16 protein-coding genes are annotated in these 17,869 nt (G+C 40.7%); 4 read left to right on the forward strand and 12 right to left on the reverse strand.

What is annotated here, in order from left to right:
• The first annotated feature begins 46 nt into the window (after window positions 1-46).
• Complete coding sequence (dapF, locus tag P2W72_RS05830) at window positions 47-844, forward strand: diaminopimelate epimerase (RefSeq protein ID WP_276360010.1); 798 nt, start codon at window positions 47-49, stop codon at window positions 842-844.
• A 207-nt stretch (window positions 845-1,051) separates the two neighbouring features.
• The gene (locus tag P2W72_RS05835; protein ID WP_276359981.1) at window positions 1,052-3,952 is read left to right on the forward strand and encodes a DEAD/DEAH box helicase; all 2,901 of its coding nucleotides are present in this window, start codon (window positions 1,052-1,054) and stop codon (window positions 3,950-3,952) included.
• On the opposite strand, the gene P2W72_RS05840 is transcribed toward P2W72_RS05835, so the two are convergent.
• The 12 genes from P2W72_RS05840 to P2W72_RS05895 form a co-directional block, all read right to left on the reverse strand.
• A complete protein-coding gene (locus tag P2W72_RS05840; RefSeq protein ID WP_276359983.1) occupies window positions 3,953-4,564 on the reverse strand; it encodes a trimeric intracellular cation channel family protein in 612 nt (203 codons plus the stop codon).
• Between the two features lie 48 nt (window positions 4,565-4,612).
• A complete protein-coding gene (aat, locus tag P2W72_RS05845; RefSeq protein WP_276359984.1) occupies window positions 4,613-5,248 on the reverse strand; it encodes a leucyl/phenylalanyl-tRNA--protein transferase in 636 nt (211 codons plus the stop codon).
• Window positions 5,245-5,556 carry a hypothetical protein gene (locus tag P2W72_RS05850; RefSeq protein ID WP_276359985.1) on the reverse strand — a complete coding sequence of 104 codons (312 nt, stop codon included), beginning with the start codon at window positions 5,554-5,556 and terminating at the stop codon, window positions 5,245-5,247. The genes aat and P2W72_RS05850 overlap by 4 nt, the downstream gene beginning before the upstream one ends.
• Before the next feature lie 14 nt (window positions 5,557-5,570).
• Window positions 5,571-6,194: a TonB family protein gene (locus tag P2W72_RS05855; RefSeq protein ID WP_276359986.1), complete on the reverse strand. Its 624-nt coding sequence runs from the start codon at window positions 6,192-6,194 to the stop codon at window positions 5,571-5,573.
• Between the two features lie 96 nt (window positions 6,195-6,290).
• On the reverse strand, window positions 6,291-6,920 hold the full coding sequence (locus tag P2W72_RS05860) for a hemolysin III family protein (protein ID WP_276359988.1): 630 nt from the start codon (window positions 6,918-6,920) through the stop codon (window positions 6,291-6,293).
• 5 nt (window positions 6,921-6,925) lie between these two features.
• A complete protein-coding gene (gene rbfA, locus P2W72_RS05865) occupies window positions 6,926-7,309 on the reverse strand; it encodes a 30S ribosome-binding factor RbfA (RefSeq protein WP_276359991.1) in 384 nt (127 codons plus the stop codon).
• A gap of 69 nt (window positions 7,310-7,378) precedes the next feature.
• Window positions 7,379-8,566 (reverse strand): GTPase HflX, encoded by a 1,188-nt coding sequence (hflX, locus tag P2W72_RS05870; RefSeq protein WP_276359993.1) that lies wholly within the window; start codon window positions 8,564-8,566, stop codon window positions 7,379-7,381.
• A 78-nt stretch (window positions 8,567-8,644) separates the two neighbouring features.
• Window positions 8,645-9,457: an indole-3-glycerol phosphate synthase TrpC gene (gene trpC, locus P2W72_RS05875; RefSeq protein WP_276359996.1), complete on the reverse strand. Its 813-nt coding sequence runs from the start codon at window positions 9,455-9,457 to the stop codon at window positions 8,645-8,647.
• Between the two features lie 12 nt (window positions 9,458-9,469).
• The gene (locus tag P2W72_RS05880) at window positions 9,470-10,033 is read right to left on the reverse strand and encodes an aminodeoxychorismate/anthranilate synthase component II (RefSeq protein ID WP_276359998.1); all 564 of its coding nucleotides are present in this window, start codon (window positions 10,031-10,033) and stop codon (window positions 9,470-9,472) included.
• Window positions 10,034-10,108: 75 nt separating this feature from the next.
• A complete protein-coding gene (locus tag P2W72_RS05885) occupies window positions 10,109-11,518 on the reverse strand; it encodes an anthranilate synthase component I family protein (protein WP_276360000.1) in 1,410 nt (469 codons plus the stop codon).
• A 239-nt stretch (window positions 11,519-11,757) separates the two neighbouring features.
• Window positions 11,758-12,201 carry a cytochrome B gene (locus tag P2W72_RS05890; RefSeq protein WP_276360001.1) on the reverse strand — a complete coding sequence of 148 codons (444 nt, stop codon included), beginning with the start codon at window positions 12,199-12,201 and terminating at the stop codon, window positions 11,758-11,760.
• A 62-nt stretch (window positions 12,202-12,263) separates the two neighbouring features.
• Window positions 12,264-13,277, reverse strand: a complete 1,014-nt coding sequence (locus tag P2W72_RS05895) for a hypothetical protein (RefSeq protein ID WP_276360003.1) — start codon at window positions 13,275-13,277, stop codon at window positions 12,264-12,266.
• Between the two features lie 169 nt (window positions 13,278-13,446).
• Between P2W72_RS05895 and P2W72_RS05900 the strand changes: the two genes are divergently transcribed.
• On the forward strand, window positions 13,447-16,464 hold the full coding sequence (locus P2W72_RS05900) for an amidohydrolase family protein (protein ID WP_276360005.1): 3,018 nt from the start codon (window positions 13,447-13,449) through the stop codon (window positions 16,462-16,464).
• A gap of 19 nt (window positions 16,465-16,483) precedes the next feature.
• The gene (locus P2W72_RS05905; protein WP_276360008.1) at window positions 16,484-17,791 is read left to right on the forward strand and encodes an amidohydrolase family protein; all 1,308 of its coding nucleotides are present in this window, start codon (window positions 16,484-16,486) and stop codon (window positions 17,789-17,791) included.
• Window positions 17,792-17,869: the final 78 nt, after the last annotated feature.

Here is a 17,869-nt window from a genome sequence, read left to right on the forward strand (position 1 = left end):
TTAGCGGATGTGGCTGGATCATCCGGAAGTACATTATATCATGGCTATGCAACTTAATTTTTTCAAATACGAAGGCGCGGGGAACGACTTTATACTTGTTGATAACAGGAATAACACATTTCCATTATTAGAGAAGCCTGAAGTAATTAAAAAATTATGCAACCGCCATTTTGGTATCGGAGCTGATGGATTAATGGTTTTGCAGCTAAAAGAAGGTTACGACTTCGAGATGATCTACTTTAATGCAGATGGTCGCGAGGGCAGTATGTGCGGTAATGGCGGAAGATGTATAGTTGCATTTGCGAACCGCCTTGGATTGATAAAGAACGAGACTAACTTTTTGGCAGTTGATGGTCCGCATTATGCCAGAATTTCAGAAAACGGAGATCGTGTCAGTCTGCAAATGATTGATGTTCAAAGCGTCATGAACGATGGTGATGCATTTGTGCTGAATACAGGATCGCCTCACTATGTACTTCCCGTTGTTGATCTTGAACATAAAGATGTATATACTGAGGGGAAAAATATACGTTATAACGATACCTATAAAAGTGCAGGTATTAATGTAAATTTTGTAGAAGATCAGGGCGATCACCTGTTTGTCAGAACCTATGAAAGGGGTGTTGAAGATGAAACCTATGCTTGTGGGACCGGAGTCACTGCAGTGGCAATGGTTATGGCAGCAAAAAAGGGACTCAAGGGCAAAGTACACACCTCAATCAAAGTACCCGGCGGAGATCTCAATGTTGATTTTCAGTATGACGGGAAAAATTACAATCATGTATTTTTAGAAGGCCCGGCAACTTTTGTATTTCAGGGGAGCATAGATATAAAATCTATATAAACCATTTTTGGGGAACCGGGCTTCTTCCTGATTTCAATTTCAACAAAAAGACCTTCATTCAGGGCTCTTTTATTGCGATTTTTACATAATTATAATGCCTTCTGCAAAAAGGTGGCATTAATTCAATACTTTTTAGATTACAGGGAAATTCTGTTTAGATTTAGAATTTTTTATTGGTGAGCTTGCCAATATTTTTTTCGAATCCCTATGTTAAGAGTTGACAGCGCGAAGCCCTGCAAGATCGTATATTCTATTTGTAAACACGATTTCCTGGGATATCTGATTGAGCCTCATGTTGTTCAGCTAAACCCAAATGAAGGCTTCTCTCTTACTTACCAGCGCCTGTTCAGTACTACCGCAGCAGAGTTTTCATCTATCCTGGACGAAAAAGATCTGAAACTGATAAAGCTACTTGAAGAAATTGAACAGGGGCATATCATCAAACGCTATCATAAGAAATCCATTAGGCCGCTGGAGTATTTCAGTACCATCTTTGATGAAAAGATATATGATTTCATAAGACCAAAAATCGAAAAGAGACTGGTAGAAGCATTAAGTCTGCTGGAAGACAAGGAGCTTTATCTGATGAGCAAGGAAGGATGGCCGGTTGAAAGAAAACTAAAAATTGCATCTGAGCCGGCGTCCGTATTATTTCACTTCAGAAGATCTGATACAGAAACACGTTATTTCCCGACTATTAAATTTCAGGGACTTCGGATTGAATTTATGTTTAAGGATGCACAGATAATTTGTAACCATCCGGCATGGATGCTTCTTGATGATGTGCTGTATTATTTTGAGGAAGATGTTGAAGGTAAAAAACTTCAGCCCTTCCTGAATAAACGTTTTATTTCAATCCCTAAATCATCAGAGAAAACATATTTTGAGAAGTTTGTTGCACCATTGATTGAAAAACATGCCGTATATGCCGAAGGTTTTGAAATCAAAACTGAAAAATTTGAGGCAATTCCTGTGTTAAAATTACTGCACAGTAATAGCGAAGCACCTCAGCTCCAGCTATATTTCAGGTATGGCGATTATATTTTCCCGGCGGGAAGCGACCGCAGAGTAACTGTCAGAACTGAAAAACGCGACAATGATTATATCTTCCATCGCATCAAACGTTCGCTAAGCTGGGAGAAAAACAAGATTAATACCCTGCAGGAACTTGGGCTGAAATCCTCCGGTTCTTTATTCTCAGATGTTTACAATCCGGTTAGCACAGATCAGGATACAGGGGGTGCTGAATTTAGTATCATTAACTGGCTGAATGAAAATCACGATGAACTCGAATCCAGGGGATTTACTTTTGAACAAAGCGAAGGCAGTAAAAGATATGTGATTGGCAAAAGCAAAATTGACCTGGAGATTCGTGAAAACAATGACTGGTTCGATATTCATGCTGTTGTACACTTTGGCCCGTATCAGATTCCTTTTATCGAACTGAAAAATCATATTCTGAATAAGATCAGGGAATTTAAACTGCCAAACGGAGAAATTGCAGTTATTCCTGAGCAATGGTTCTCTCAATACAGTAACCTTCTTCAGTTTTCGGAAGGTACAAAGAACCTCAAACTGAAGAAGCATCATATCGGTCTGGTGAATGATTTCAGTAACAGTGAACTGGCAACAGTAAGTATGGACAGAAAACTTCAAAAGCTTGCCGACTTTGAAGAAATTGAAGACACCGATATTCCCAGGGCATTCAAAGGAACCCTGAGACCATACCAGAAAGCCGGCTATAACTGGTTTCACTTTTTACGTAAATACAATTTCGGAGGATGCCTGGCTGATGACATGGGTTTAGGCAAAACTGTACAAACCATTGCATTACTTCAAAAAATTAAAGAAGAAAACGAAGCTGCGGGCATTCATACTACTTCGCTCATCATCATGCCCACCTCACTGGTTTATAACTGGATGAATGAAGCTAAAAAATTTGCACCGGGTCTTAAAATTCATCCGCATACAGGTAGTTTCAGGAATAAAGACGTTGAGATTTTTTCAAAATATGATGTAGTATTCACCACCTACGGAATCAGCAGAGTGGATATCGAAATATTGAAGACTTTCTATTTCGATTATATCATTCTGGATGAAAGCCAGAACATCAAGAATCCTGCGTCGAAATCATTCAGGGCTGTAAAATCGCTAAAGTCTAAACAAAAATTAATCCTTAGCGGAACACCGGTAGAAAATACGGTCAACGACCTCTGGACACAGATGTCATTCATCAATCCGGGTTTATTAGGAAGTCAGAGTTTATTCTATTCTGAATTCGTGGTTCCTATTGAAAAGAAAAAAGACGAGGAAAAGGCAGCTAAACTACAGGCATTAATAAAACCTTTTGTACTCAGAAGAACCAAAACCCAGGTTGCCACCGAACTGCCACCTAAAACAGAAAATCTGTTCTATTGTGAAATGAGCGAGGATCAGAAGGAATATTATGAAAAAGTAAAGTCTGAATACCGGAATGCACTTCTTCAGAACCTTGAGGAAGGGACATTCAAAAAATCTCAGATTCAGGTATTACAGGGCCTGACTAAATTACGTCAGATTGCCAATCATCCTGAAATGATTGATGAGGGTTATGAGGGCGATTCAGGCAAATTTGAAAACGTAATTCATACACTTGAAAATGTACTTTCAAGAGGACATAAGGTATTGGTATTTTCGCAGTTTGTTAAACATCTCGAAATCTACAAAAGGTATTTTAAAGCACAGGATACGCCTTTCACTTACCTGGATGGTGCAACCGGCAACCGTGGTGAGGTAGTCAGGGAGTTTCAGGCAAACAAAGACATCAAACTTTTCCTGATCTCCATTAAAGCCGGTGGCGTTGGCCTGAACCTTACCGAAGCCGATTATGTTTTCATTCTTGATCCCTGGTGGAACCCGGCTGTTGAACAACAGGCAATTGACCGTACGCACCGCATCGGACAAAACAAAAATGTATTTATCTATAAGTTTATCACCAAAGATACTGTGGAAGAAAAGATTCTCGCTTTACAAAACCGTAAGCGTAAGGTTGCCGAATCATTGATTACCACCGAAGAAAGTTTCGTAAAATCATTAACTGCTTCTGATATTAAAGAGATCCTCAGCTGATTATTTATAGTCGACCTTAGGCAGTGTATACCTGTATTTTACGGCAAGTGTTCGAATCAGGATGATAGCAAGCACACTGATAAAGGAATTAATATTATCATCAACATTAAAAATCTTGAGCAACACAAATACTGCTGCACCAAATAAACATGCTGTGGCATAAATCTCTTTTCGGAAAATAAGGGGAATCTCATTAATCAGTGTATCACGGATTACGCCACCCATTACTGCCGAAAACATTCCCATAATAATCGCTGCCAGAGGTGATACATCATGTTCCAGAGATTTTTGAACGCCAACAACAGTATAAAGGGCAATCCCCAGAGTATCAAACAAAAAGAACGTACGTCTATATTTAAGAATATAATATTTGAAAAAAATTGCAATTAATACCCCAATGGTAATGGCGATAAGATAATTACCATCTGCTACCCATACCGGCCGTGTACCGAGAATCATATCTCTCAATGTTCCTCCGCCTACTGCCGTTACGAAACCGGTAAATGTAACTCCGAAAATATCACGGTACATATTTTTATCCGATGCCGCCAGAGCTCCGGAAGTAGCAAACACAAGAGTGCCCAATAAATCAATATAATATGGTAACTGCATGATCTAATCCTAAAATAAGAAAATTATATATGAATCAGGAAAGGGATCTTAATGGTTGAGTAAATACTTACGGTAATCATCCATACTGATAAAATCCGTACCCATGCTTTCAAGATGAGCGGTATGAACCTGACAATCGATCAGAGTATAGCTTTTATTCCGACACAGCCATATCAGGGCAGCTTTTGAAGCATTACTCACCTTACTGAACATGCTTTCTCCGCAGAACACAGAACCGATCTGCACGCCATACAGTCCGCCAACCAAAATGCCGTTTTCCCATACTTCAACTGAATGGGCATGCCCCATTTCAAACAAATTAATATATGCTTTTTGCATATCTGCAGTAATCCAGGTTCCGTCCTGGTCAGATCTTCTGATTTCAGCACATGCTCTGATTACCTCCGGAAACGCCTGATCGAATGTAATTTGGAACTTATCAGAATTAATAATTTTCCTCATACTGACTGATATCTTCAAATTCTCAGGAAATAGCACAAATCGACGATGTGGTGCATACCATAAAATCGGGCTATCATCTGAGTACCAGGGGAAGATTCCGCTTTTATAGGCCAATAGTAATCTTTCGGAAGATAGATCGCCTCCAATGGCAAGCAGACCATCGGACCCGGCAAATTCTGTTTCAGGGAACCAAAGCTTATCTTCTGGCAGGCGAAATATCACTTTTGATCAATAATAAACTGCAAAATAGCCGGAATCAACAGCAAAATAGAATACAAAGCCATGGAACGGAAGTTGAATTTATCCTGAATCAGGAACAAAATTGATAACAGGGGCAACAATAATATCAATACCAGCATGGGTAACCACAGTAATTCAAATATTGCCCCTGTAATTGCAAAATGATAGACATCGGTATTTTTGCCAATAAACCAATACAGAGAAGCAAGAATGCTAAGTATTAACACAATCCTGTTTCTTTGAGGATTCTCAAACGCACTATTTTGAGGAACAGAGGGTTTATTTTTCATGTAAAAGCATTTAATTATTTGCAATACTGATCAATAAACGGGGCCGATTTATCACTCCCCAGTCTACGGATGATTTGAAAATCTTCGCATGCTCCCTGCCTGTCTTCCTGCTTCAGCTTACGCTGTGCCTGCTTCAGCAAACGATCTATAAATTTATCATCATAGCCAAGTTGGGCTTTTAATGTCTGAATTCTCAATTCATCTGCAGCATCAGCGTTCCCTTCAACCTTCTTATCATAATAATTGAATATGACATTGCTAATCCCCATACGGGCATGATATGCATTTATGGCTGCATTAATCTCGTCCTTTGAACGCTCTTCACATTTAAAATCCTTCAAAGCAAAATTTACAGGAAGAACCATAGAAGTGAGTGTATCATGTTCAAAAGGCATTGTCCATTTTCCGGAAGTTAAACGGACTACCCGTAATGCCTCAGCATCAAGATCGGTTCCAAATCCCTTTTTTACTTCAGAATACCAGATCTTGCCCTGTTTATTAAGCTTAAAGCTGATCTGAACTGTCCCCTGAAGGCAGTTCTCACGTGAATATTCGGGATAAATGAGGTTATTATAAATGAAAGTGAACAGGCTTTTTTGTCCCCCTTTAAAAACGGGCTCATCCTCAGCAGGTAACATAGCCGGGTTAAATAGGAAAACAAAAAGGAGCTGAAACAACATATCCCAATTTAACGAATATTACCGAAATAAAATTATCTAAAACATGCCGGGATGCTATGAGAACAAATAATAATAGTTGTAAACATAGTGAGACATTGCACCTGCAACTACGAACAGGTGCCATACTTCGTGGCTGTGAATATAACGCCCCATTGGCTTGTCTTTATAATAAAAATAGGTGCCTCCAATATAGAATACTCCCCCAAGCAGCATCCACCCAATAGCAGAAAAAGGAAGTTTCTCTGCCATTTGCTCCATCAATGGTACAATCAATGCACCCATTGAAATGTAAACAGCCAATGAAAGCCCGGTATGCTGTAATCTGTTAAATATCTTGAGAAGGCACCCTGCCAGCGCAATAGCCCATATCATTCCGAACAGTGTCCAGCGGATCCATCCCTCAAAAACCAAGAGTGCGGTTGGCGTATACGAGCCAGCAATCATCAGATAAATACAACAGTGGTCAAACTTCTGCCAGAATCTTATTTCCTTTTCAGTGGAAGGATAACTATGATAAGTTGAACTAATTCCAAAAAGCACAAGGGTGCATATCCCATAGACCCATGCTGCTGTATGCTCAATTCCAGTATTCGCCCGTTCAATCAAAAAATAAGTGCCCGGAATTGCCAGAATTGCAGGAATTATATGGGTATAAAAATTAACAGGCTCGCGAATAGTCCTCATTCAACTTAATCTTCCTGTTCTGGTTCTTCAGCCTGCCGTGGCTCCTTGCTGATTTTATCAAATAACTTGTCCATACGCTCTACATATTCACTGGTATCATCGATAAAAAATTCAAGATGAGGTACAATTCTTACCTGATCCTTGATACGACTTCCAAGCTTATAACGGATCTCGTTAGAGTGCGCTTTGATCGTATTCAGGGCAAGTGTATTATTACCGCTGTTGAAGAAACTCAGAAACACTCTGGCTATAGCCAGATCCGGGGTTACTCTTACCTTGGTAATGGTAACCATTATATTAGGCAGAAGGTTCATTCCTTCCCGCTGAAAGATTTCAGCCAGATCCTTCTGAATAACACCTGCAAACTTCTGTTGTCGTTTAGATTCCATAAGATGGGGAATTGAAAGCGTGAATTACTAATAAATTATATATCAAAAAGCCGTAGAGTTCTGCAAAAATCAATAGAGCAGTTTATCATATGGGTAACGTTTTGTATGAATAGCTTTCACCTTCTCATATAAAACAGACCTGAATTCTTCTACATTCTCTTTATTTAAAGCCGATATAAATATTGCCGGGCTTTTGTCCTTACCCATCCAGCTTCTTTTAAAATCTTCAAGCGTCAGAGGAGGGTGTTCATCCTGCGGATCAAAATCAGCGGGTTTATACGCATCGATCTTATTGAATACCGTAATCACCTCTTTGTCAATTGCACCCATATCCTTCAGCGTTTCATTTACTGTATTAATCTGATCTTCAAAATTCGGATGCGATATATCAACAACATGAATCAGAATATCTGCTTCGCGCACTTCATCAAGCGTTGATTTGAAACACTCTATCAGGTGGTGCGGCAGCTTTCGGATGAATCCTACAGTATCAGATAAAAGAAAGGGCAAATTCTCAATAACGACCTTTCTTACGGTGGTATCCAGAGTAGCGAAAAGCTTATTCTCTGCAAAGACCTCTGATTTGGAGACCATATTCATGATGGTAGATTTACCAACATTCGTATATCCAACAAGAGAAACCCTGATCAGCTGATGTCTGTTCTTCCGCTGAGTTTCGTTCTGCTTGTCTATTTCTTTTAGCCGTTCCTTCAGAAGTGAAATCTTATTCAGAATCAAACGGCGGTCTGTCTCAATCTGACTTTCACCCGGACCACGCATCCCGATTCCCCCTTTTTGACGTTCAAGGTGAGTCCATAAACGGGTTAATCTCGGAAGAAGATACTGAAGCTGGGCCAGCTCAACCTGAGTCTTAGCCTGAGAGGTCTGGGCCCTTTTGGCAAAAATATCGAGTATCAGATTACTTCGATCCAGAATCTTTACCTGTAATTCATTTTCAATATTCCTAAGCTGTGAAGGTGATAGTTCATCATCAAAAATGACCATATCTATCTCCTCAGCCTTCACATAGGCATTGATCTCTTCAAGCTTCCCTGTTCCAACAAATGTGGCCCTGTCGGGGCGCTGCATTCTTTGTGTAAATGATTTTTGCGTCTGACCACCGGCAGTATCCACCAGAAACTTTAACTCATCCAGATATTCCTGAGTTTGTTCTTCGGTTTCGCCCGGAGTAATTATACCAACCAATACGGCTCTTTCCGGCTTGACAGTGGTATCAAAAAATTTTTGTCTTGGCATTTAAATGTATTAACGATGCAAAGATAGGTGTTGATACGGTCAAATCGATCAATCGCCTGTCAGATTATCTGCTGTAAATCAGATCTTCGACACAAAATCCTTCATGGCTCCGCCCGGATTGCTCTCCTTCATGAAGTTCTCGCCGATTAAAAACCCATCGAAGCCCGCCTGCTTCAGCTCCCTTATTGTTTTTGGATCGCTTATGCCACTTTCAGAGATTTTCAGAAACTGCGAAGGAATATGGTCTGCAAGATCATAAGAATGCTGTACCGATACCGAGAAATTTCCCAGATTACGGTTGTTTACTCCTACCGCATCCAGGTCATCACATAAACTTCTGTTTAACTCTTCCAGATTATGAACCTCCAGCAATACATTCAGGCCCAGGTTCTTTGCACATCTGGCAAGTTTCTGAACTTTAGCCGAACTTAAAATTGCTGCAATTAATAAAATGATATCGGCTCCCAGCGATTTGGCTTCAATGATCTGGAACTCATCCAGCATAAAATCTTTTCTCAGAATCGGAATATCATTTGCCCTTCGGGCTGCGATCAGATCCTTTTTATGACCGCCAAAAAAACTCTCATCCGTCAGTACCGAAAGTGCTGAGGCTCCTGCAGCAACATAAGCGGTGGTTACTTCCTCAACAGTGTTTCTATCATTAATAATCCCTTTTGAAGGAGATTTACGCTTAAACTCTGCGATGATACCGGTGAGTGAAGGATTTAAAATAAAATCTCTCATGGAGTAACAGTTCCGTGAAAAGAACTCAGACTCTTCCAATGATTTTATACTGATCTCAGTTTTGGCAATTTCTATCTCCTGCCATTTCTTTACTACGATCTTATCAAGAATATTTCCCTGTGCAGGACTATTTTCTGTATTATTCATATCTGTTCAGAATCAGCTAAGCCAGTTAGTAATCATTAATTTACCATATTCAGTCAGTACAGACTCGGGATGGAACTGCACACCCCTTACATCAAGAGTGCGATGGCTCAAAGCCATGATTACCCCATCAGGATCTGTTGCAGTAACCCTGATCGCATCAGGAACCATATCATTTCTTACCGCCCATGAATGGTAACGGCCAACATTGAAATTCTTGGGACAGTTCTGAAAAAGTTTCTCATTTTCGTCAAGTACGGTAATCTCAGTTGCCCTGCCATGAACAGGCCTGGCAAGATTATAAAGCTCGCCTCCAAAAACTTCAGCAATTGCCTGAAGACCAAGGCAAATACCCAGAATGCTCTTTGTAGCAGAATAAGTGCGGATCACATCCAGCAATAGCCCTGACTCTGATGGTATTCCCGGGCCGGGAGAAAGCAGGATCTTGTCAAATTCATTTACATCTTCCAGCTTGAATTTATCATTTCTCCATACTGTTGCTTCATGACCGGTTTCGTTCAGCAAATGAACCAGATTGAAGGTAAAGGAGTCGTAATTATCTATTACTAATATGTTCATCAGTATATTTTTTTATCAGTTTATATTATCGAAGCCGGATTTTGATCTCCCCACCTCTGTGATTATGGCTATCAGTTATAATTCACCGGCCATTTCCAAAGCTTTTCTCAAAGCCATAATCTTATTATTTACTTCATTCAATTCACTCTGAGGATCAGAATCTGCCACAATTCCGGCACCCGCCTGATAGTGCAGCACATTATTCTGGCTCAGGAATGAACGGATCATGATGGCATGGTTAAAGTCGCCGTTAAACCCCATAAACCCGATTGCTCCACTATAAAACCCTCTTTGTTGTTTCTCAAATCTATCAATCAGCTGCATAGCCATATATTTCGGCGCACCACTCAGAGTTCCTGCAGGGTAAGTATCACCAACAACATCGAAAGAATCCACATCAGACTGAAGCTGACCGGTAACCTTAGAAACCATGTGAATCAGGTGAGAGTAGTATTGAATCTCTTTAAAGGATCGTACTTCCACCCGATCGCAATGCCGGCTCAAATCATTTCTTGCAAGATCAACAAGCATCACATGTTCGGCATTTTCCTTCGCATCTTTTTTCAGATTCTCTGCAAGTTCTGCGTCCAGAAGATCATTACCTGTTCTTTTGAAAGTTCCTGCAATCGGATAGATCGTTGCCTCATTATTTTTAATGGTCAGCTGTGCTTCAGGAGAGGAACCAAATATTTTAAAATCTCCATAATCAAAATAGAACAAATATGGCGATGGATTTATTGAGCGCAATGAACGGTAAACATTGAACTCATCACCTAGGAAAGGCTTGGAAAATGCTCTGGAAGGTACGATCTGAAAAACGTCTCCCCGATATATATGTTTCTTTACATTTTCAACCAGCTCTATGAATTCTGCATCTGTAAAATTTGATTTTTCTTCTCCGTTCAAACTGAACTTATATTCCGGAAAATTCTTATTCTGAATAAGATACTGGATCTTATCGAGTCCGTCAGGAGCATTCTTGTCTGTGCGATGTTCAAGTAAAAACAACTCATTTTTAAAGTGATCGATCACAATGATGTAGCGGTAAATATGATACTGCATCAGAGGAATTTCGCGCCCCCCGGCCGGCTGTGAATGAAACTTAATATCCTCGAAATGTTCAACAGTTTCGTAGGCAAAATATCCGAACATCCCGTTGATAACGAATTTAAAATCCTCCTCAGATACAGATTCGAACTGCTTTCTGAAATCAGAAACCTGTTTCTTAAGATTCAGATCGGTTAAAGGGTACTGATCTCTTTCACCATCAGGATAATACGTTTCAAGTTTTTCATTGTTCAAAACAATTCCTGCAATCGGGTCACAGCACACATAACTTAAACTATCCTCCCTGCTGTGATAATCTGAGCTCTCCAGCAAAATACTGTTCGGGAAAACATCGCGTAAACGCAGATAAATACTTACCGGTGTTGTTGTATCGGCAAGCAGCCTTCTGTGAGAAGTATATAACTTATAATTTTTCATATTCATTATTTAAATAGGCCTGACAGCATTCAGAATGTTGCCAACCACAAAAAAACCCGACGGGTTGAAGCGTCGGGTTTCATATTGTTTAGGTTTTGGTTGATTATAAATTCATTCAAAATACCTGAACCGCGCGCCACTCACCTGAAGTGCACCACCAATTGCCTGTATTTTGTTTATTGTTCATCGATCACAAAAATATAAAGAAAATTGAGATTACAAATTTTTTGAGGATTTGTTTATGACATTCCTAAAAGAGGACGTCCGCTCTGATAGATTGCCACTACAATAACGAGTACCGCCAAGCCGTAATATAAAGCAATAGATCTGTGCTTGTTAAATGCTTCGGCAGCCTTCTTTGAGCGTGAGTGCCCTACAGTAATCAGAATAATTGCAAATAACATCATCACTGAGTGCTCAACTGTCCAGTAACGGCTCATAGCGTCTTTCATGGCTTCGCCCATGTTCGAATAATTGACCATCGGACTGAAAAAATATAAAATCAATCCTACAAGAAACTGAGTATGCGTAAAGATCATAGCAAACAAATTGATCTTACGATTGCCTTCACTGTATGGTTTCTTACCAAATAAGCCGATAAGCGCTGTTAACAGGGCAAGGACTAATAAAATAAGGACTATATAGCGAAGTCCGGAATGCAGGCCTAATAATGTATTGTACATATCTTTTTAATTTATATCCAAAGTAAAGAAAAAACCCTCATTAAATACAATCTTATAAAACTCTAGCGCGCATCAAGATAGATTGCCTCAGGACTGGAGCTCAAATCTGCTTTTACCAAAGGTGCGGTATTCCCTGTATCAGTATATTTGAATACAAGAATTTTCTTCCCCGCTTTCTCGGCAACGTAAACCAGATCCTTATCCGAACGCTCATCCCAGGCAATATCTGTAGGGTTTCCCAAAAGGGTGCTGGGGCCCTTAATCGTTTTAGTTGGAACAACAGCAGCTCCTGAAGGTGTAAATTTCGCCAATGCCCCGATGATAAAATGAACTGCGCCATCAGTATCATAGCCTGTATTTGTCGCCTCGGCAATATCGGTCAACAGCAGAATATCGCGCTGTGCAGAATAGCTAATGCCATGCAAACGAACAGCTCCGCTAAGGGTTAATTTCTTCTCAGGGGTAATGGTACCAACCTCAAGCTCTGATGCATCCTCAAACAATTGCACCTCGGTACGATCCTGATCGATAACAATAAAAAGCCGGTTACCATCCAGAAACATACCCCATGGCTTACCATTCAGTTTTAGTTTTTTGGATGCAATAGCCGTACCGGTGAGCTTGCTAACGGTATTGTACACATAAACAGCACTATCAATATCACTTGAAACATACAGCAAATCCCTGCTCCTGTCAAATGCTATATCGCGGGCACTTAACAAGCCTTCATCAATAAATGAATCCTTTTTAATCAGGCTTCCGTCTGTATTGACCTTGAATGTCCTGATATTTTTATTCCTTCTGCTTACCTGAAACACAATACCTGAAAAAGGATCAAATAATATTCCGTTTGCATCAGGTAACTGGGAACTGAACTTATACGGCTCGGGAAATTTGCTTTCATCGGCCCTGTCAAAGATCAATGTATTTACTACCGATGCATCAGTATCCGCATTTGAAACATACAATCTGGAAACGGTACTCTGAGGCATAGGCTTATTATCATCCTTGGTACAGGCCACAGGCAGGATTAAAGGAAGCAGACAAATCAGCTGCAGAATAAATCTCTGTTTCATAACGTTTGCCCAAAGTTAAGAGTTGAAATGCATAAATACGCTTCATTTTTAATTTACTGCATTTGCGTTGGGAACCAGGGGTCGTTGTGTAACAGAAATATTATATTGCAGCTTCATGCTCATACCGAATAACTACTACTTTCGAAGTCCTAAAAACCAATTAGCTATTATGAAAAAAATAATTCTGCTGTGCCTGATGGCCATACAGGCCATCACTGTATCTGCACAACAAACTTATCCGGTCAATGGATCACATGATAAAAGACCCGGATTATATGCCTTTACCAATGCAAACATTGTCGTCAGTTCAGAGCAAACGATAACAAATGGAATACTGCTTATAAAAAATGATAAGATAGAGGCAGTTGGGCAAGGCCTGAGCATTCCTAAAGGTTATATCAGAATTGACTTAAAGGGCAAATACATCTATCCATCTTTTGTGGATGCATTTACAACTTACGGACTCCCTTCGGGAACTGCACAACGTCAGGGCGGAGGTTTTGGCCGGACACAGTCGTTCATCTCAACCAAAGCGGGTGCATATTCATGGAATGAGGCAATAAGACCGGAAACTGCGGTTAAATCAATGTTTGCCATTGATTCCAAAAAAGCTGAAGAGTATAAGAAACTCGGATTCGGTACTGTCCAGACCATCAGCCGGGATGGAATTGCCAGAGGTGTATCCATCGTAAGCACACTCAATAACAGTGATGAAACCGGTGTAATTTTAAAAGATCAGGCAGCAGCTCATTACTCATTCAGTAAAGGAAGCTCTGCCAATAGCTATCCTACATCGCTGATGGGTTCAATTGCCTTATTGCGCCAAACCTACCTCGATGCCGCCTGGTATAAAAATCAAAAAAGTGAATACAATATCTCATTGGATGAATTCAACAAATCTCAGTCACTCAGTCAGATTTTTGAGGTAAGCGACGCACTCAGTATACTCAGGGCAGACAAAATCGGAGATGAGTTCGGGAAACAGTACATTTTTAAAACCGATGGAAAAGAATACCAGCGAATTGCAGAAGCAACAGCCACCAGAGGAAGTTTCATTATTCCACTAAGCTTTCCAAAACCTTTCGATATTGAAGATCCAGCGGATGCCAGAAATATCAGCTATACTCAACTGAAAGACTGGGAGATGGCACCCTCAAATCCATCTGCTCTGGAAAAAGCAGGAATTAAGTTTGCAATTACCAGCTTCGGACTTGAAGCTAATCCCAAAGATTTCTGGAACAATCTTCGTACAGCAATAAGATATGGATTGTCTGAAAAGCAGGCTTTAAAATCACTTACTGAAGTACCTGCTGAGCTCCTCGGAATTACAGATATGCTTGGTACCCTCAGCAAAGGCAAACTGGCTAACTTCATTATCTGCTCAGACAATATCTTCAAAAAAGATAACATTATTCATGAGAACTGGGTTCAGGGAAATCAATACATTGTTTCAAAAATGGATGTCAGTGATCTGAGAGGCACTTACGCACTCCAAATTGAAGGTTTGCCTGCACTCGAAATAAAAATTGGAGGCAGCATATCAGCTTACGACCTGAACATAGGACGCAGCGGACCGGATAGTGTTAAAACTAAAGGCAGTATCAACAGAACCGGAGACCTGCTGAGCATGAATTTTGATCTGAAAAAAAATCCTGCAGGAACCATTCGTCTGAGCGGATATATCAGTTCCGATTCACCGCTGAATCTCAAAGGAGAGGCTGTTAAACCTGACGGAAGCAGCTCAAAATGGACTGCAACTTTCAGTGAATCATTTAAAGAAGCCACAAAAAAAGAAAGCCCTGAACCAATACCATCCATCGGAAAAGTTATTTACCCTTTCATGGCCTATGGTTATACCGAAGCACCGAAAAGTGAACAGGTGCTGTTCAGAAATGCTACTGTCTGGACCAATGAAAAAGAGGGCAGGTTAAGCAATACCGATGTCCTTATCGAAGACGGAAAGATTAAAGCAATCGGCAAAAATCTGAGGGCAGCATCCGCTAAAGTCATCGACGCTAGCGGCAAACACCTTACTCCCGGAATTATTGATGAACATTCGCATATCGCCGGCACCGGAGGAATTAATGAAGGAGCACAATCGGTAAGTTCGGAAGTGAGAATCGCTGATATTATCACCTCTGAGGATATCAATATTTACCGTCAGCTGGCTGGTGGCGTAACCTCTTCTCATATTCTGCACGGTTCAGCTAATGCCATTGGCGGACAAACCCAGCTGATCAAGCTTCGCTGGGGTAAAAACCCTGAGCAGATGAAATTTGAAGGCAGCGATGGCTTTATCAAATTTGCTTTGGGCGAGAATGTGAAGCAAAGTAATTTCCAGATACCCGGAGGAAACCTGCGCTTCCCTCAATCGAGAATGGGGGTTGAACAGGTGTTTATCGATGCCTTTACCCGTGCAAAGGAGTACAAAGCTGCCAGAGCGGTGAAAGGGAATACCGTCAGACGCGACCTGGAACTGGATGCTTTGGTAGAAATCCTTGACAATAAGCGATTTATCACCTGTCACTCCTATGTCCAGTCGGAGATTAATATGCTGATGCATGTGGCAGACTCGATGGGTTTTAAGATCAATACATTTACCCATATCCTGGAGGGCTATAAAGTTGCCGATGGAATGGCAAAACGGGGAATCGCCGGATCTACATTCTCTGACTGGTGGGCATACAAAAATGAAGTTGCAGAGGCTATTCCTTATAATGGCAAGATCATGCATGAAGTTGGTGTACTTACAGGCTTCAACTCTGACGATGCTGAAATGGCAAGAAGGCTGAATCAGGAAGCCGCAAAAGCAATTACCTATGGTGGAATGAGTGAAGAAGATGCATTAAAACTTGTCACTCTTAACCCCGCAAAGATGTTACATATTGACAATAAGGTTGGAAGTGTGAAGGTTGGTAAGGATGCGGATCTGGTTTTATGGTCTGATAATCCTTTATCCATCTATGCTAAGGCCGAAAAAACATTTGTGGATGGCATTGCCTACTGGGATATGGATCAGGATGCAGAAAAACAGAAAGCATTGAAAGCTGATCAGGGCAGGATTATTCAGAAAATGATGGAAGCAAAAGGAAACGGAAGCGCAACAGTAAGACCAGCGTTACAGCGTCTGCGCCTTTATGAATGCGAAACAATGGAGGATACTCACCATTCTTCACTAAGTCATTAATCTAAACATGAAAAACAACATGAAAAAATATTTAAGTATTGCGGGTTTATTGCTTTGTACTACACTCGCATTCGGACAGGCAAACATTGTACCTGCAAAGAAACAGGCTAAACCTGTAGCCATTACAGGAGCTATCATACATACCGGCACCGGGCAGCTTATAAATAACGGATACATTTCATTTGAAAATGGAAAAATTACAGGTATTGGCGATGCAGGAAGCGTACGTTTCAATTCAGAAAGCACCACAATTATCCAGGCCAACGGTAAGCATGTTTATCCCGGATTTATTGCGCCTGTAACTTCACTCGGACTTATAGAGGTTGAGATGGGGGCGAAAGGAACCGACGATCAGAGCGATGTTGGTGAGATGAACCCACATATCCGTTCAATAATTGCCTACAATACAGATTCAAAAGTAATTCCGACTCTGCGCTCAAATGGAGTATTGATGGCGCAACCTACTCCTGAAAGAGGATTATTTTCCGGACAATCATCAGTTGTTATGCTCGACGGATGGAACTGGGAAGATGCTCTGTATAAAAATGATATTGGTATACATCTGAACTGGCCGGTGGTAAGAAGCGGCGGCGGGTTTTTCGGGCAAGTGGCCTCTGCACCCGCAACAGACCAGAAAGAAGCTCAGCAAAAGACAATTGCCAGTCTTGATAGCTATTTAACTGAAGCCAAAGCCTATTCAGAGCTTACTAAACCTGATGAAATTAACGGAAGGTTTGAAGCAATGAAAGGGCTATTCAACGGTAGCAAAAAATTGTTTATTCATGTAAATAGTGCAAAAGATATTATACAGGCAGTTAATTTTTCAAAAAAGCATCATGTTAGTCCGGTGATCGTTGGTGGCACCGAATCTTATCTGGTAACTGATCTGCTCAGAGATAATCAGGTTCCGGTAATTCTGATTGAAACACAGACTTTACCTGACAAAACCGAAGATGATGTTTATCTGCCCTATAAACTTCCTAAGCTGCTCCATGATGGAGGAGTTCTTTATTCGCTGTCGGGCACCGGATACTGGAGACAACGTAACCTTCCATTTGAGGCGGGCACTGCCGCCGCATACGGACTAAGTAAAGAACAAGCGGTATCGATGATCAGTCTGAACACTGCAAAAATCCTGGGTATTGATAAAACAACAGGAAGTCTTGAAATGGGAAAAGATGCAACATTATTCATCTCTGATGGTGATGCACTTGACATGCTCGGCAATAAAGTAGAGACCGCTTTCATTCAGGGCAGATCAATTAATCTGGATAATCTGCATAAGCAGCTTTATAAAAAGTTTTCCGATAAATACGGTTCCAGATAAGGACTTTTGGGATCAAGCATAATTCTTGGGGGTTAGAAAAAAAAAGAGTTGATTTGCGGTTACCAAATACGATACCGC

Origin of the sequence: Daejeonella sp. H1SJ63 (assembly GCF_029360775.1) — a bacterium.
In the GTDB taxonomy this organism is placed as follows: Bacteria; Bacteroidota; Bacteroidia; order Sphingobacteriales; family Sphingobacteriaceae; genus Daejeonella.

Bases quoted from the DNA above. Each gene is read 5' to 3' on its own strand.
- P2W72_RS05890 (WP_276360001.1), bottom strand. From the start codon at position 12,201: ATGTACAATACATTATTAGGCCTGCATTCCGGACTTCGCTATATAGTC.
- hflX (WP_276359993.1), bottom strand. From the start codon at position 8,566: ATGCCAAGACAAAAATTTTTTGATACCACTGTCAAGCCGGAAAGAGCC.
- dapF (WP_276360010.1), top strand. From the start codon at position 47: ATGCAACTTAATTTTTTCAAATACGAAGGCGCGGGGAACGACTTTATA.
- rbfA (WP_276359991.1), bottom strand. From the start codon at position 7,309: ATGGAATCTAAACGACAACAGAAGTTTGCAGGTGTTATTCAGAAGGAT.
- P2W72_RS05835 (WP_276359981.1), top strand. From the start codon at position 1,052: ATGTTAAGAGTTGACAGCGCGAAGCCCTGCAAGATCGTATATTCTATT.
- P2W72_RS05900 (WP_276360005.1), top strand. From the start codon at position 13,447: ATGAAAAAAATAATTCTGCTGTGCCTGATGGCCATACAGGCCATCACT.
- P2W72_RS05850 (WP_276359985.1), bottom strand. From the start codon at position 5,556: ATGAAAAATAAACCCTCTGTTCCTCAAAATAGTGCGTTTGAGAATCCT.
- P2W72_RS05905 (WP_276360008.1), top strand. From the start codon at position 16,484: ATGAAAAAATATTTAAGTATTGCGGGTTTATTGCTTTGTACTACACTC.
- P2W72_RS05895 (WP_276360003.1), bottom strand. From the start codon at position 13,277: ATGAAACAGAGATTTATTCTGCAGCTGATTTGTCTGCTTCCTTTAATC.
- P2W72_RS05840 (WP_276359983.1), bottom strand. From the start codon at position 4,564: ATGCAGTTACCATATTATATTGATTTATTGGGCACTCTTGTGTTTGCT.
- P2W72_RS05860 (WP_276359988.1), bottom strand. From the start codon at position 6,920: ATGAGGACTATTCGCGAGCCTGTTAATTTTTATACCCATATAATTCCT.
- trpC (WP_276359996.1), bottom strand. From the start codon at position 9,457: ATGAATAATACAGAAAATAGTCCTGCACAGGGAAATATTCTTGATAAG.
- P2W72_RS05885 (WP_276360000.1), bottom strand. From the start codon at position 11,518: ATGAAAAATTATAAGTTATATACTTCTCACAGAAGGCTGCTTGCCGAT.
- P2W72_RS05880 (WP_276359998.1), bottom strand. From the start codon at position 10,033: ATGAACATATTAGTAATAGATAATTACGACTCCTTTACCTTCAATCTG.
- P2W72_RS05855 (WP_276359986.1), bottom strand. From the start codon at position 6,194: ATGTTACCTGCTGAGGATGAGCCCGTTTTTAAAGGGGGACAAAAAAGC.